A 15,182-nucleotide genomic window follows, 5' to 3' on the forward strand; every position below is an offset into this window, starting at 1 on the left:
AGATGGCGTTCGCGGCGTCGGCGAGTCCCTTGGCGTAGAGGCTCGTGCGGATGATGCCCGCGTGGTACGCCTCGACGGCGAGGATGCCGGCGGCGGCCTCCAGGTACGTCTTGTTCGTGATGAGCGGGGCGGCACCCTTGTACGCGGTGACTCCGACGTCTTCGAAGATGAACGACGCGAGCAGGAAGTTCTCATCGCTCGCGAAGGCATCGAAGGTCTGGCCGGGCTTGATCAGGCCGGCAGCGGTTGCCGCAGCCGTGAACGCGGCGTCGAGGTTGATCGCGGGGCGGGCGACGGCCGAGTTGCCGAGCGCGGCACGCAGGAAGCGCACGTGGTTCTTCTCGTCCTGGGCGATCTCGCGGGCGTACTGGCGGATGTTGTAGTCCTTGAACTGCACCTGGCGGCCACCCGACACGGCGCCGGCGGTACCGGTTCCCGAGATGTCGTTGGGAACAAGGCCCGAGCCGGTCGAGGCGCGCAGGTAGAACTCGGCCTCGAGGTACTCGAGGTTGAGCGCGAAGTTCAGCACAGCAGCATCCGTCGCCGCAGCGTTGGGGTCTTCTGCAGCCTGGGCGCCGATCGTCGGGATCAGCACTGATGCCCCGACGCCGAGACCCGCGAGGCCGAAGCCCTTGAGGAGCAGACGGCGGTCGAGCTCGCTCTGCGAGCTGCGATCAATCGCATTCGCAATAAATTTTTTCTCAAACAAAATGACATCCTTTAGATCAGCGTGTTGTTCGGAGCCCCTCGCGCACAAGTATTGCATTTGGAGGAATATTCTCCAGATAATCTTTCGATCTGACGTCACATATCTATTTGGGTCGATACTGTGTACGCTCTGGTTGCGGTCGGTCGCAGTCCGTCAGCGAATCAGGGGTTCTCCTCCAACTGTTAGGACGCGACATGCTCGGAAATCTTCAGGGATGGCACCTCATCGTCATTCTCGCTATCGTTCTGCTTCTCTTCGGCGCTCCCAAGCTGCCCGGTCTCGCCCGCAGCGTCGGCCAGTCGATGCGCATCTTCAAGAGCGAAGTCAAGACGATGAAAGACGACGAGCCGGCCACGGCTCCCGCCGACACGGCGGCGCCCACGGCAACGACCGCGACTCCTGCCGCTGCGGCCTCGACACAGCCCGTTGCGCCTGCCGCACCCGTTGTGACGGTTGCAGAGACGCCCGTCGCAGAGTCAACCCACACGCGCTGACCGACTGATGACCGCGGTCGCTGAGAAGAAGGTTCGTGGCCACGACGGCCGCATGTCGCTGGGTGCGCACCTGAGGGAGTTTCGCAAGAGACTGTTCCGTGCCGCGCTCGGCATCGTCGTCGGCGGCGTGGTGGGCTGGATCCTCTCGGACCCGATCCTCAGCGCTCTGAACCAGCCCGTACGGGACATCGTCGACTCACAGGGCCGCGCCGCTTCCCTCAACTTCACCGACGTGTCGAGTGCGTTCGACCTGCGCCTGCAGATCGCCTTCACGGTGGGCGTCATCATCTCCTCGCCCATCTGGCTCTATCAGCTGTGGGCGTTCCTGGTTCCTGGCCTCGTGCGCAAAGAGAAGCAGTATGCGGTGGGCTTCGTGCTCACCGCTGTTCCGCTCTTCTTGGCCGGGGCGACCGCCGGGTGGTACGTCCTGCCGCACATGGTCGGGCTCCTCACAGGGTTCGCACCCCAGGGCTCCACCTCGATCATCGACGCGCGGCCCTACTACGACTTCGTTCTGAAGCTCATGGTCGCCATCGGGGTCGCCTTTGTGCTGCCGGTGCTGCTCGTGCTGCTCAACTTCGCGGGCGTCGTCTCGGCGAAGGCGATTCTGAAGAGCTGGCGCATCGCCATCATGGTCATCATCCTGTTCACCGCGATCGCCACGCCCGCTGCGGATGTCGCATCGATGTTCCTGCTGGCGATACCGATGATCGTGCTGTTCTACACCGCCGCTCTCATCGCGACCGTGCACGACCGCCGGGCCGCGAAGAGGGCATTGGAGCCGGAGAAGGACCTCTCGCAGCTGGGCTTCTAGACGCCCGGCCGGGCGGTTCTGCAGCCCGCGCCGAGCCAGCCCGCCACACCCAGCAGCGGCGCGTCGTCGAGGAGTGTCGACGGTGTGATTTCGATCTTCTCTGCGACCTCCGGCCGCGCCTCGGCGACACCGGCCCGGAACGGTGTGTCGAGCAGGTCCCACGACCGCGACATGGATCCGCCGGCCACCAGCACGCTCGCCTCGAAGGCGTCGAGCCAGGGGCCGAGGGCGGCACCCAGCGCGAAGAATGCCGTCTCGAGCACTTCCATCGCCATGGCCTCGCCGCCGCGGGCCCGTTCGGCCATCGCCTTCACCGTGATGGTCTCCGAGGCACGTGCGGAGTACGACGCGACCAGCGCGCGGGTCGACACCGACTCCTCCAGGGGCATGCCGGCGATCTCGAGCAGATGCACGGTTCCGTTCGCCGGAACGTCGTCGCGGTGGTGCACAGGTACGCCGTGGTCGAGAAAACTGGAGCCGACGCCGGTGCCGAGGGTGATGCAGACGGCACGGTCGTGGCCGGAGGCCGCCCCGAACATCCATTCGCCGATGCCGTACGCAGCTGCGTCGTGAACGAACCGCACGGTGCTCGGCTGAGCGCCGAGGCGGGCGGCCAGTTCGCCGCGGATGTCGACGCCCGAGAGGTGCTCGAACTTGCCGACGTCGTCGAAGGTGCCGGTGCCCCGCTCGAAGTCGAAGGGGTCGGGCATCGCGATCCCCCAGGGGGCTCGGCTCGGGAGCCCAGCCTTCGCGGCCGCTGTGCGGCAGGCTCCGGCCCACGCCTGCAGGATGTCGTCGGCCGAGCCGTGCGGGTCGGTGTCTCTCCCCGCAGAGGCGACGACGGTGGCTTCTGACCCGGCGAGCTCGACGACCGCGGCCGTGATGTGGCTGCCCCCGATGTCGGCCACCGAAACGCGTCGTGGGAGTGTCATGCGTGGCCCTGGTTCTTCTCGGCGGCGGCTGGGGAGTCACACTCTACCGCTGGGGCACGGGTAGTACCGTTGGCCCGTCACAGAAGAAGGAAGAGGGCCCGCCCATGAGCCGCCGGTTCGTCGATCTCAGCCACACCATCCACGAGGGCCTGGTCACGTATCCGGGCCTGCCCGCGCCGACCATCACCCCGCACCTCACACGCGAAGACTCGAAGGCGAAGTATGCAGCCGGCACCGAGTTCGCGATGGACATCATCACCATGATCGGCAACACGGGCACCTATCTCGACAGCCCGTACCACCGCTATGCCGACGGGGGAGATCTTTCGACCCTCTCGCTCGAGACGCTGGCCGAGCTGCCGGCCGTGGTGTTCACGTTCCCCGGTGTTGCTGGCGACGAGACTCCGGGAGCTGCGCCCGAAGACCAGTCCGAGCCGGGCTTCGACGGGCGGGGCATCACCCGAGACGCGTTCGGCACCGAAGATCTGCGCGGCACCGCCGTGTTGCTGAACACGGGGTGGGACGCGCTGTTCGGCACCCCGTCATACGCGAGAGGGGCCCCCTTCCTCACCGCAGACGGGGCGCAGCTGCTGGTCGAGCGGGGCGTGGCGCTGGTCGGCATCGACTCCCTGAACATCGACGACACGGAGTCGGGCGGCGAACGACCGGCCCATTCGCTGCTGCTCGACGCGGGTATCCACGTGGTCGAGCACCTCACCGGTCTCGGGGCGCTGCCGTTCCGTGGGTCGCGCTTCACCGCGGTGCCGCCGAAGGTCAGAGGGTTCGGCACGTTCCCGGTGCGGGCGTTCGCAACGGTCGACGCGCCCGCCTGACGTGAGGCTCGCGTAGCCTTGCCGGGTGAGCACCCAACGGGCGACGGGCCGGGATGCCCGTGCCGACGACCCAGGCGCGGGCATCCTGAATCTGCCCTACCGGTGGGTCACCGTGGGAATGCTCGCGCTGATTCTGCTGTCGGCGTTCGAGGCTCTCGCCGTCACGACAGTGATGCCGACGATCAGCGCCGAGTTCGACGGTGGCTCGCTCTATGCACTGGCGTTCTCGGGGCCGCTCGCCGTCGGCATCGTCGGGATGGTCACGGCCGGCAACTGGTCGGACCGCAGTGGCCCGCGGCGACCGCTCTTCACCTCGGTCGCGCTCTTCGCGGGCGGCCTGCTGGTGGCCGGCCTATCGACGAATATGGAGCTGCTCGTGCTGGGGCGCCTGGTCTCCGGGCTCGGCGGCGGCGGCTTGACGGTGGCGCTGTTCGTGCTGGTGGCGCGGGTCTTTCCCGAGCGGCTGCACCCGAAGGTGTTCGCCGCCTTCGCTGCGGCCTGGGTGGTTCCGTCGCTGGTGGGACCGCTCGTGGCGGGCATCGTCGCCCAGACCGTCGGGTGGCGCTGGGTCTTCCTCGGAGTGGTGGTTCTGGTCGTGTTCGCGATGGTGATGGTCGTGCCGGTCATGCGCGGGTTCACCTCGCGCGAGACGGGTGAGCCATGGAAGATCTCGCGCATCGCCTGGTCGGTGGTGGCCGCCACAGCCGTGCTGGCCGCCAGTCTGTCGGGGCAGGTCGCCGAGCGGGCGAGCACCACGGTGGTCTGGATGCTCGCGGTGGGCGCCATCGTGATCGCCGTCGTCGCCCTCTGCACCCTGCTCCCCGCCGGCGCACTGCTGGCCCGCGCTGGGCTGCCTACGATCATCCTGCTGCGCGGACTCGTGTCGGGGTCGTATTTCGCGGCGGAGACCTACCTGCCGTACTTCTTCACGAGCCAGTACGCGCTGTCGCCGGCGCTGGCCGGGCTCGCGCTGTCGATCGCGGGGCTCTCCTGGGCGGGGGCGTCGTGGCTGCAGGGCAGGTATTCGGCGCGCATCAGTGACGTGGCGAGCATCCGGATCGGAATCGGCCTCGTGCTGGTGGCACTCGCGGTCGTGCTGGCCTGCTCGTTGTTCGCGCTGCCCGCTGTGCTGGCGATCGTGGGCTGGCTGATCGCGGGCGCGGGTATGGGGGCGATGTACCCGCGACTGTCGGTGGCGATGCTGCGGTTGTCGAACGCGTCGAACCAGGGTTTCAATTCGTCTGCGCTCGCCATCTCGGACTCGATCGGTGCGGCGTCGGCCCTGGCCCTGACAGCGGCCATCTTCAGCACGGCCGGGAACGTCACCGCGTTCTCCTTCACGGAGTGCTTTCTGCTGGCTGCGGTGCTTTCGCTCGTGGCGTTCGCGGTGAGCGGCAGGGCGCGCTCCTAGGGTGCGCTCCTGGGGTGCGACACGCCGGAACGGCGTGGTGTCAGTGGTCGAAGTTATCCTCAGGCGTGAGGGTCGCTGTTATCCACAGACGAGTCCCGAAAGGCGTCTTCTCGCGGAATTGCCTGTGCACTCAGGGTGTTGAGAAGGTGTGGAAACTCCGCAGAAACTGTGAAAATTACACGGGTGTAACTACTTCATCTAGGGGTCTGTTCCGAAGCTGACAACTAGATGTAGTGTTGGACTCCCGTCACCTGAGTTTGAAGAGAAAGGCGCACACCATGGCAATCACGGTCTACACCAAGCCCTCCTGCGTTCAGTGCACTGCCACCTACCGCGCCCTCGAGAACAAGGGTCTCGAATACGAGATCTTCGACGTTTCCGTCGATGAGAAGGCTCTGGCAGCAGTCAAGGAGCTGGGTTACCTCCAGGCTCCCGTCGTCATCACCGACGACGACCACTGGAGCGGATTCCGCCCCGACAAGATCGCAGAACTCGCACTGCGTAGTGCCTGACTTAGTCTATTTCTCGAGCGTTTCGGGCAACACCAAGCGGTTCGTCGAGAAGCTCGGAAGGCCGGCCCATCGCATCCCGCTCTACGCCACGGATGCACCACTGAAGGTCGACGAACCGTTCGTGCTGGTTCTGCCCACATACGGGGGCGGGGTGAGTGGGGGTGCGGTTCCCAAACAGGTCATCAGGTTCCTGAACGACGCAGAGAACCGATCCCTCATCAAAGGCGTCATAGCGGCGGGGAACACGAATTTCGGCGAGGCCTACTGTCTCGCCGGCGACATCGTCGCCCAGAAGTGCAGTGTCGACACGCTCTATCGATTTGAAGTATTCGGAACGCCCGACGATGTCGAGGCGGTCACAACAGGATTGGAAGCATTTTGGAAAGCACACTGATCGAGTCGCCGGCAGCGGCCTCGGCACTCGACTACCACTCGCTGAACGCGATGCTGAACCTCTATGACACCGCGGGCAACATCCAGTTCGACAAAGACAAAGAGGCGGCGAAGCAGTACTTCCTGCAGCACGTCAACCAGAACACCGTCTTCTTCCACAACCTGCGTGAGCGTCTCGACTACCTGGTCGAGAAGGAGTACTACGAGGGTGCGCTCATCGAGAGCTACTCGTTCGAGTTCATCCAGAAGCTGAACGACCTCGCCTACTCGAAGAAGTTCCGGTTCGAGACGTTCCTCGGGGCGTTCAAGTACTACACCTCGTACACGCTCAAGACGTTCGACGGCAAGCGCTACCTCGAGCGGTTCGAAGACCGCGTGGTCATGACCGCCCTGGGGCTGGCCGACGGCGACGAGGCCCTCGCGATCAACCTCGTCGAGGAGATCATCGGCGGTCGTTTCCAGCCCGCCACCCCCACATTCCTCAACACGGGCAAGGCCCAGCGCGGCGAGCTCGTCTCCTGCTTCCTGCTGCGCATCGAAGACAACATGGAGTCGATTTCCCGGGCGATCAACTCGTCGCTGCAGCTCTCCAAGCGCGGCGGCGGTGTCGCGCTGCTGCTGTCGAACATCCGTGAGGCCGGCGCCCCCATCAAGCAGATCGAGAACCAGTCCTCCGGCATCATCCCCGTGATGAAGCTGCTCGAAGACTCCTTCAGCTACGCCAACCAGCTCGGTGCCCGCCAGGGCGCGGGCGCGGTGTACCTCAGCGCGCACCACCCCGACATCCTGCGCTTCCTCGACACCAAGCGTGAGAACGCCGACGAGAAGATCCGCATCAAGACGCTCTCGCTGGGCGTCGTGGTTCCCGACATCACGTTCGAGCTCGCCAAGAACGACGAGGACATGTACCTGTTCTCGCCGTACGACGTCGAGCGCGTCTACGGCGTGCCGTTCGGCGACATCTCCGTGTCTGAGAAGTACCGCGAGATGGTCGACGACCCGCGCATCCACAAGTCGAAGATCAAGGCGCGCGAGTTCTTCCAGACGCTGGCCGAGATCCAGTTCGAGTCGGGCTACCCGTACATCATGTACGAAGACACCGTCAACAAGGCGAACCCGATCAAGGGCCGCATCAACATGTCGAACCTCTGCTCGGAGATCCTGCAGGTCAACACGCCGACGACCTACAACGAAGACCTGTCGTACGACAACATCGGCAAAGACATCTCCTGCAACCTGGGGTCGCTGAACATCGCGCTCACCATGGACTCGCCCGACTTCGGACTCACGGTCGAAACGGCCATCCGCGGGCTCACCTCGGTGTCGAACCAGAGCCACATCACCTCGGTGCGCTCGATCGAAGCCGGCAACGACCGTTCGCACGCCATCGGCCTCGGCCAGATGAACCTGCACGGCTACCTCGCCAGGGAGCGGGTGTTCTACGGCTCCGACGAGGGCATCGACTTCACGAACATCTACTTCTACACGGTGCTGTTCCACGCGCTGCGGGCCTCCAACCGCATCGCGATCGAGCGTGGCGAGGTGTTCGACGGATTCGCCGACTCGACCTACGCGACGGGTTCGTTCTTCGACAAGTACACCGACGCTGCGTGGACGCCGGCGACGGTGAAGGTCGCGTCGCTGTTCGACAACGCGTCGATCCACATCCCGACGCAGGCCGACTGGGCGGCCCTCCGCTCGTCGGTGATGGAGCACGGCATCTACAACCAGAACCTGCAGGCCGTACCCCCGACCGGCTCGATCTCGTACATCAACAACTCCACGGCATCCATTCACCCGATCGCGTCGAAGATCGAGATCCGCAAGGAAGGCAAGATCGGTCGCGTCTACTACCCCGCGCCGTTCCTGACGAACGACAACCTGGAGTACTACCAGGACGCGTACGAGATCGGTGCCGAGAAGGTCATCGACACGTATGCCGCTGCGACCCAGCACGTCGACCAGGGCCTCTCGCTGACCCTGTTCTTTCGCGACACCGCCACGACCCGCGACATCAACAAGGCGCAGATCTACGCGTGGCGCAAGGGCATCAAGACCATCTACTACATCCGCCTGCGCCAGATGGCGTTGGAGGGCACCGAGGTCGAGGGCTGCGTCAGCTGCACCTTGTGAGGTTCGAGCATCCGTTCGCCTTTCGTTTGTAATGAGAAGAAGAGAAGACCGTGCCTGAAATGCTGAAGCTCGCCCGCCACGTACAGGCGATCAACTGGAACAAGATCCAGGACGACAAAGACGTGGAGGTGTGGAACCGGCTTGTCAACAACTTCTGGCTGCCCGAGAAGGTTCCGCTCTCGAACGACGTGCAGTCGTGGAACACGCTGACTCCGGCCGAGCAGCAGCTCACCATGCGGGTGTTCACCGGGTTGACGCTTCTCGACACGATCCAGGGCACGGTCGGCGCCGTCTCGCTGATCCCCGATGCGGTCACCCCGCACGAAGAGGCGGTGTACACCAACATCGCCTTCATGGAGTCGGTGCACGCCAAGTCGTACTCGTCGATCTTCTCGACGCTGTCGAACACGAAAGACATCGACGAGGCGTTCCGCTGGTCGACCGAGAACCCGAACCTGCAGAAGAAGGCAGACATCGTTCTCGACGACTACCACGGCAATGACCCGCTGAAGCGCAAGGTCGCGTCGACCCTGCTCGAGTCGTTCCTCTTCTACTCGGGGTTCTACCTGCCGATGTACTGGTCGTCGCGGGCCAAGCTCACGAACACGGCCGATCTCATCCGTCTCATCATCCGCGACGAGGCCGTGCACGGGTACTACATCGGCTACAAGTTCCAGAAGGGTCTCGAAAAGGTCGACCAGGCCAAGCGCGACGAGATCAAGGACTACACGTTCTCGCTCGTCTACGATCTCTACGAGAACGAGACGCAGTACACGCAAGACCTGTACGACGAGGTCGGCCTGACCGAAGACGTCAAGAAGTTCCTGCACTACAACGCGAACAAGGCGCTGATGAACCTCGGCTACGAGCCGATGTTCCCGAAGAGCGTGACCGATGTGAACCCGGCCATCCTCTCGGCGCTCTCGCCGAACGCCGACGAGAACCACGACTTCTTCTCAGGGTCGGGCTCGTCGTACGTCATCGGCAAGGCCGTGAACACCGAAGACGAGGACTGGGACTTCTGAGTTCTGGTCTCCCGGCCGCTCCTGCGGTCATGGCATCGTCGACAGCCGGTGCAGGGGCAGGATGGTGGGATGAGCCCCTCCCTGACTGTCGTCGTCGCTCCGGATTCGTTCAAGGGAAGCGCGAGCGCGGCTGAGGCAGCCGCGGCGATCGGGGGTGGGTGGAGTGAGGCGCGGCCCGGCGATACGGTGCTGCTGCGGCCGATGGCCGACGGCGGTGAGGGCACGCTCGATGCTTTTGCGTTGGCTGTCCCGGGGGCGGTACGGATGCCGATCACCATCACGGGGCCGATCGGTGAGCCGGTCGAGGCCGAGTGGTTGTGGTTGCCGCCGGGTGCGGGTGCGGGTGCGGGTGCAGCGAGGGGCGGTGGTGCGCCCGGCGCGGAGGGCGGGATCGGGGTGGTCGAGCTCGCCCGTACGAGTGGTGTGACACTGTTGCGGCACTTGCGGCCGATGGATGCCCAGACGACGGGGTTCGGCGAGGCCATCGCCGCTGCACTCGACCACGGTGTCGAGAGGTTGGTGCTCGCGATCGGCGGCAGTGCGTCGACAGATGGAGGTACTGGCGCTCTCACCGCGCTCGGGGCTCGGTTTCTCGACGCGGATGGTGTGCCGGTGCCGCCCAGCGGTGCGGGGCTCTCCGCGATTGCCGGCGCCGACTTGGGCGCCCTGCGGTCACTGCCCGCGGGCGGCGCCGAGGTGGTCACCGACGTCACGAGCCCGCTCCTCGGCCCGGAGGGAGCGGCGGCGGTGTTCGGGCCGCAGAAGGGCGCGGATGCTCGACAGGTGAGCACACTCGAACGCGGCCTGGCGTCCCTCCTCCGGGTCGTCAACGAAGAACTCCGCCCGCCTGAGCCGCGGGAGTTCCGTGGGCTCGACTCTCGGGGGGCCGTTGGCCCGCTCGATCCGCAGACACCGGGCCGGCTCGATCCGCGGGGGGCCGCGGACCGGCTTGATCCGTGGGCGCCCGGTGCGGGCGCCGCCGGCGGAACAGGGTGGGGCCTGGCTGTGTGGGGCGCCCGCATCCTGAACGGCGCGGCCGTTGTGAGCGAGACGATAGGGCTCGCACGCGACATCGCCGGGGCCGACGTGGTGATCACGGGCGAGGGGCGATTCGATGCGCAGTCGGCGGCGGGCAAGGTGCCGGCGCACGTGGCGGCGCTGGCGGAGCGTCACGGGACGTTCGCGCTGCTGGTCGCTGGGAGCATAGACGCTGACGCTGACGCAGCGGCCTTCGCCGCATCCGTTTCGCTGAGCGAGCTTGCGGGGAGCTCGGCGGCGGCGATCGAGAACCCGCTGCCGTTTCTCTGGGCGGCCGGCCGGGCGCTCGCGACCGGTGCTGCGAAGACGCCCGAGGGCTGATCGCCGTGGCTGGGCGCCGAGGGCTGAGCGCCGTGGCCGGGCACGAGGCTTCGCGTTGGCTGCCGCCGGCTCAGGATGCTTCGCCGAACGGTGTTCCTTGGAGTGGTGAGGCGGCGGATCTCACCGTGGTCGTTGCCGGGGAAAGCGGGTGCAGCCGCTCGGCGGTCAGGGGCGCGGGATGGAGCCGAGCGACTGGGCGCGGCGGTACTGGGCGGTGATGGCCGGGACAGTGTCGGCAGCGAGCTCGGCCGCGAATGACAGGGGCCAGGTGGGGCGTGTGCCGGTGAGGGTCCAGGCGGCCTGGCGTGCGGCTCCGTCGGCGACGTACTCACCGGGGGTGGGAATGGAGACAGCCACATCGAAGACCTGGGCCGCGACCGCCTGTAGGGCGGGGTTCTGGGCGGCGCCGCCGATGAGCAGGATTCGCCGGGCATCCACCCCCAGAGCACGAACGGCGTCGACGCCGTCGGACAGCGCGCAGAGCATCCCCTCGATCGCGGCGCGCGCGAAGTTCTGGCGGGACGCGGATCCGAGGGTGAGCCCGGCGAGGGTGGCCGTCGCGTCGGGCAGGTTCGGGGTGCGTTCGCCCTCGAAGTAGGGCACGAGCACGACCCCGCCGGCGCCCGGTTCGGCGGCCAGGGCGAGGCGCGCGAACTCGTCGTAGTCGACGCCGAGCAGGGTGCTGATCGAGGTGAGTACGCGCGCGGCATTGAGGGTGGCGACAAGGGGGAGGTAGGTGCCGGCGGCGTCGGCGAAACCGGCGACGGTTCCGGTGAGGTCGGCGACCGGATGATCGGTGACCCCGAAAGCGGTCCCCGACGTTCCGATGCTGACGACGATGTCGCCTGCGGTGGCGTCGAGTCCGAGGGCCGCGCCCGCGTTGTCGCCGGCTCCGGGGCCGACACGGATGCCGGCGGGAATGCCCGCGGCCGTGATCGCGACGGTGGTGCCAGCGGTGGCTCCGGCCTCGAGCACCCGGGGGAGGATGACGGGCGCTGAGGCGCCGGGTGTCGTCGTCGCGTCGCCACCGCCTCGAGCGCCTTGCGCCTCGACCGCCGGGCGGCCGAAGGCGAGCTCGAAGAGATCGAGGTCGTAGGCGTTCCGTGCCGGGCTCCAGTAGGAGGTTCCGCTCGCGTCGGAGCGATCGGTGACCAGTGCGTCGAGGTCGGTGCCGAGAGGGCCCGCCGCCGGATCGACTCCGGAAGGCCCAGACCCCGGGCCTTCGCCGACGTCAGCGGCGGGGCCGTAGCCGAGCAGCCGCCAGGTCAGCCAGTCGTGAGGCAGCGCCACTGCCGCGACGCGCGCGGCGTTCGCTGGCTCGGCGTCTCGCAGCCAGCGCAGCTTGGTCGCGGTGAAGGAGGCCACAGGCAGCGATCCGACCCTCTCTGCCAACGCGGCCGCGCCCACCTCTTCGAGCAGCGCGGCCGCCGCCGGGGCGCTGCGGGTGTCGTTCCAGAGCAGGGCGTCGCGGATGACCGCACCCGCAGCATCCAGAACCACCATGCCGTGCTGCTGCCCGGAAATGGAGATCGCAGCGACGTCGTCGAGCCCGCCCGCGTCAGCGATCGCCGTCTGCAGCGCACCCCACCATGCCTCGGGGTCGACTGACGTGCCCTCGGGATGGGCGGCGCGACCGCTCCTGACGAGAGCGCCGGTGGCAGCATCCCGAATCACGATCTTGCAACTCTGGGTCGACGAATCGACACCGGCGACCAACGTCACGATCTGTCCTTACGTTCAGTCCCGCCCGCCCCGCACACCCGCCCGCCCGCCCGCCCGCCCCACCCGCCCCGCCGCCCACGCCGGCGAGCGCCTGTTTTGCTCAAAAGCACTCAAGCCAGGTGCGTTGGGTGCTTTTGCGCAAAACCGAACCGATACAGCGGGAGCGGGGGGAGGGGGGGGTGCAGGAGGGGAGGGGGGTGCAGGAGGGGAGGGGGTGCGGGGTGCGGGAGGGCGGGTGCGGGAAGGGGGGCGGATGCGCCTAGCGGGCGCCGGTGAGGTGCTCGAGCGCGAGCTGGTTGAGGCGCACGAAGCCGAAACCCTTGCCGTCGAAGTAGGGGGTCGGGTCGAAGTCCTCGTAGGCCGAACGGTCGGCGAGCAGGTCGGTGTACGTCTCACCCTCGTTGAGCGTCGGCTGCGCGAGTTCTGGCACGCGCGATGCGGCCAGGGCATCCTGAACCTCGGGATCGGCGCGGAACGCCGCCGCCCGCTCCTTCAGCAGCAGGTAGGTGCGCATGTTCGCCGCGGCCGAGTCCCAGACGCCCGTGATGTCTTCGGTGCGGGAGGGCTTGTAATCGAAGTGGCGGGGGCCGTCGTAGACCGGTCCGCCCTCGGGCGAGCCGTTCTCGAGCAGGTCGACGAGCGCGAACGCGTTGTAGAGGTCGCCGTGGCCGAACACCAGGTCCTGGTCGTATTTGATTCCGCGCTGGCCGTTGAGGTCGATGTGGAAGAGCTTGCCCTGGTACAGCGCCTGCGCGATTCCGGCGGCGAAGTTGAGGCCGGCCATCTGCTCGTGCCCGACTTCGGGGTTCACGCCGACGAGTTCGGGGCGCTCGAGCGTCTGGATGAACGCCATGGCGTGCCCGACGGTCGGCAGCAGGATGTCGCCGCGGGGCTCGTTGGGCTTGGGCTCGATGGCGAACCGGATGTCGTAACCCTTGTCGGTGACATAGTCGCCCAGCAGGTTGACGGCCTCGCGGTACCGTTCCAGCGCCGAACGGATGTCTTTGGCTGCGTCGTACTCGGCGCCCTCGCGCCCGCCCCACATGACGAAGGTCTTGGCGCCGAGCTCGGCGGCGAGGTCGATGTTGCGGATGACCTTGCGGAGTGCGAAGCGGCGAACGGCACGGTCGTTCGAGGTGAAGCCACCGTCTTTGAACACGGGGGCGCTGAACAGGTTCGTCGTGATCATCGGCACTTCGAGACCCGTGGATGCCAGGGCACCCTTCAGGCGGTCGATCTGCGTCTGGCGCTCGGCGTCTGTCGATCCGAAGTCGAAGAGGTCGTCGTCGTGGAAGGTCAGGCCGTAGGCGCCGAGCTCGCTGAGGCGTTCGACGGCCTCGACCACGTCGAGGTGCGAGCGGGTCGGCCCGCCGAACGGGTCGGAGCCGTTGTAGCCGATCGTCCAGAGTCCGAAAGAGAATTTGTCAGCGCGGGTGGGCGTCAAAGACATGCTGTAGTGCTCCAGTCAGCATCGTTGGTGAGGGTACGAGGTCATTTGCGGCCGTTCGCCGTAAAAGTTACCACGCCCAACATATTCCGGATGCACGGCTGCTGTCAAAGGTTTCGACCGTTCCCGTGCCTTTGCCCGGCGACGCGTCGGCGCGATATGTTTCTCGAACGAACAGAGGATGGCGACACGGCGATGACGGATCTTCCGCGCACCAGGCGCACCCTCTCGGCGGGTGTCGGCAACAGCAACGACCAGACACGCCGGCACAATCTGTCGACGATCCTCACCATGCTGCACCACGACGGCGCCCAGACCCGTGCCCGGTTGACCCGTCTCGCCGGGCTCAACCGTTCGACGATCGGCGCGCTCGTCGCCGAGCTCGTCGATCTCGACCTGGCCTATGAGACGGAACCCGCCGAGTCCGGGTTGGTGGGTCGGCCGAGCCCGGTGGTGCATCCGAACGAGCGGATCGCAGCGATCACGATCAACCCCGATGTCGATGCGATCACGGTCGGGGTCGTGGGGCTCGGCGGGGTGCTGCACCGCAGCATCCGTTCTCCGACCGATGCGGTGCCGACCGTGCAGCAGAGCGTCGACGTCGCCTCGGGGCTCGTGCGGGGTCTGCAGGCCGAGCTCGACGCCGGGTTCCGCGTGGTGGGGGTCGGCATCGCGGTGCCTGGGTTGGTCAACTCCCGCGACGGCGTGGTGACGCTCGCCCCGCATTTGGGTTGGCGTGACGCAGACGTGGTCACGCCGTTCGCTGCGGCACTCGGCCGGCCCGTGACGGTCGCCAACGACGCCACGCTGGCGACGGTCGCCGAGAGCCTGTTCGGCGCGGGGCGCGGGGTGCACGACCTCGTCTACCTCAACGGCAGCGCGAGCGGCATCGGCGGGGGAGTGCTCGCCGGGGGCTCGATGCTGCGCGGGGCCCAGGGTTACTCCGCCGAGCTCGGCCACACGCTCGTGAACAGTGCCGGCATCCGGTGTCACTGCGGCAAGACCGGCTGCCTCGAGACGGAGGTCAACCTCGGACGGCTGCAGGCGGTGCTCGGCCACAGCGGGGCGGGGCTCGACGAGCTCGATGCGCTGATTGCAGCGGTTCCGGATGCCCGGCAGGAGATCGATCGACAGCTCGACGTTCTGGCGCTGGCGATCGGCAACTTCGTGAGCATCTTCGACCCCGAATCGATCATTCTGGGCGGCTTTCTCGGGTCGCTGTACGAGGCGAACCCGGCGCGGTTGCGCGCCTCCGTCGACGCGCTGTCGTTCACCGGGCAGGCCCAGCCGGTGCGGCTCGAGCGGGCCCAGCTGCGGTCGCGGCTGCTGACGATCGGGGCCGCGGAGCTCGTGTTGGCGGGGCTGCTCGATGATCCGGCCGGCACGGCGTTCTGAGCG

Annotated in this window: 14 protein-coding genes; 10 read left to right on the forward strand and 4 right to left on the reverse strand. The window is 66.9% G+C overall.

Features of this window, described 5'->3' with window-relative positions:
- Positions 1–709: ferritin-like domain-containing protein (locus B7R24_RS02335; protein ID WP_147303936.1), on the reverse strand; the 709-nt coding region annotated here is incomplete at its 3' end.
- A 194-nt stretch (positions 710–903) separates the two neighbouring features.
- Here B7R24_RS02335 and tatA point away from each other — a divergent pair.
- The gene (gene tatA, locus B7R24_RS02340; RefSeq protein WP_116417388.1) at positions 904–1,203 is read left to right on the forward strand and encodes a Sec-independent protein translocase subunit TatA; all 300 of its coding nucleotides are present in this window, start codon (positions 904–906) and stop codon (positions 1,201–1,203) included.
- A gap of 7 nt (positions 1,204–1,210) precedes the next feature.
- Positions 1,211–2,017, forward strand: a complete 807-nt coding sequence (gene tatC, locus B7R24_RS02345; RefSeq protein ID WP_437123500.1) for a twin-arginine translocase subunit TatC — start codon at positions 1,211–1,213, stop codon at positions 2,015–2,017.
- On the opposite strand, the gene B7R24_RS02350 is transcribed toward tatC, so the two are convergent.
- Positions 2,014–2,949, reverse strand: coding sequence for an ROK family protein (locus B7R24_RS02350; RefSeq protein ID WP_116417389.1), 936 nt, complete (start codon positions 2,947–2,949; stop codon positions 2,014–2,016). The genes tatC and B7R24_RS02350 overlap by 4 nt on opposite strands.
- 104 nt (positions 2,950–3,053) lie before the next feature.
- On the opposite strand from B7R24_RS02350, the gene B7R24_RS02355 reads away from it, so the two are divergent.
- From B7R24_RS02355 to B7R24_RS02385, 7 genes are all read left to right on the forward strand, one after another.
- Positions 3,054–3,782, forward strand: a complete 729-nt coding sequence (locus B7R24_RS02355; RefSeq protein WP_116417406.1) for a cyclase family protein — start codon at positions 3,054–3,056, stop codon at positions 3,780–3,782.
- A gap of 25 nt (positions 3,783–3,807) precedes the next feature.
- Positions 3,808–5,193, forward strand: a complete 1,386-nt coding sequence (locus B7R24_RS02360) for an MFS transporter (RefSeq protein ID WP_253259238.1) — start codon at positions 3,808–3,810, stop codon at positions 5,191–5,193.
- Positions 5,194–5,471: 278 nt separating this feature from the next.
- Positions 5,472–5,705: a glutaredoxin-like protein NrdH gene (gene nrdH, locus B7R24_RS02365; protein ID WP_116417390.1), complete on the forward strand. Its 234-nt coding sequence runs from the start codon at positions 5,472–5,474 to the stop codon at positions 5,703–5,705.
- On the forward strand, positions 5,698–6,099 hold the full coding sequence (nrdI, locus tag B7R24_RS02370; protein ID WP_216363598.1) for a class Ib ribonucleoside-diphosphate reductase assembly flavoprotein NrdI: 402 nt from the start codon (positions 5,698–5,700) through the stop codon (positions 6,097–6,099). Before nrdH ends, nrdI begins: the two co-directional genes overlap by 8 nt.
- Positions 6,084–8,231 carry a class 1b ribonucleoside-diphosphate reductase subunit alpha gene (gene nrdE, locus B7R24_RS02375; RefSeq protein WP_301182454.1) on the forward strand — a complete coding sequence of 716 codons (2,148 nt, stop codon included), beginning with the start codon at positions 6,084–6,086 and terminating at the stop codon, positions 8,229–8,231. Before nrdI ends, nrdE begins: the two co-directional genes overlap by 16 nt.
- A 50-nt stretch (positions 8,232–8,281) precedes the next feature.
- A complete protein-coding gene (nrdF, locus tag B7R24_RS02380) occupies positions 8,282–9,256 on the forward strand; it encodes a class 1b ribonucleoside-diphosphate reductase subunit beta (protein ID WP_116417393.1) in 975 nt (324 codons plus the stop codon).
- A gap of 69 nt (positions 9,257–9,325) precedes the next feature.
- Positions 9,326–10,615 carry a glycerate kinase gene (locus tag B7R24_RS02385; RefSeq protein WP_116417394.1) on the forward strand — a complete coding sequence of 430 codons (1,290 nt, stop codon included), beginning with the start codon at positions 9,326–9,328 and terminating at the stop codon, positions 10,613–10,615.
- A gap of 165 nt (positions 10,616–10,780) precedes the next feature.
- Here the strand turns inward: B7R24_RS02385 and B7R24_RS02390 are convergent, their stop codons facing one another.
- Together B7R24_RS02390 and xylA are read right to left on the reverse strand one after the other, a co-directional pair.
- Positions 10,781–12,337 carry a xylulokinase gene (locus B7R24_RS02390; RefSeq protein ID WP_116417395.1) on the reverse strand — a complete coding sequence of 519 codons (1,557 nt, stop codon included), beginning with the start codon at positions 12,335–12,337 and terminating at the stop codon, positions 10,781–10,783.
- A gap of 259 nt (positions 12,338–12,596) precedes the next feature.
- Positions 12,597–13,787, reverse strand: coding sequence for a xylose isomerase (gene xylA / locus B7R24_RS02400; protein WP_116417396.1), 1,191 nt, complete (start codon positions 13,785–13,787; stop codon positions 12,597–12,599).
- A 192-nt stretch (positions 13,788–13,979) separates the two neighbouring features.
- Here xylA and B7R24_RS02405 point away from each other — a divergent pair, with 192 nt between their 5' ends.
- Positions 13,980–15,179 (forward strand): ROK family protein, encoded by a 1,200-nt coding sequence (locus tag B7R24_RS02405; protein WP_116417408.1) that lies wholly within the window; start codon positions 13,980–13,982, stop codon positions 15,177–15,179.
- Positions 15,180–15,182: the final 3 nt, after the last annotated feature.

The organism is Subtercola boreus (genome assembly GCF_003399645.1).
Classification (GTDB): Bacteria; Actinomycetota; Actinomycetes; order Actinomycetales; family Microbacteriaceae; genus Subtercola; species Subtercola boreus_A.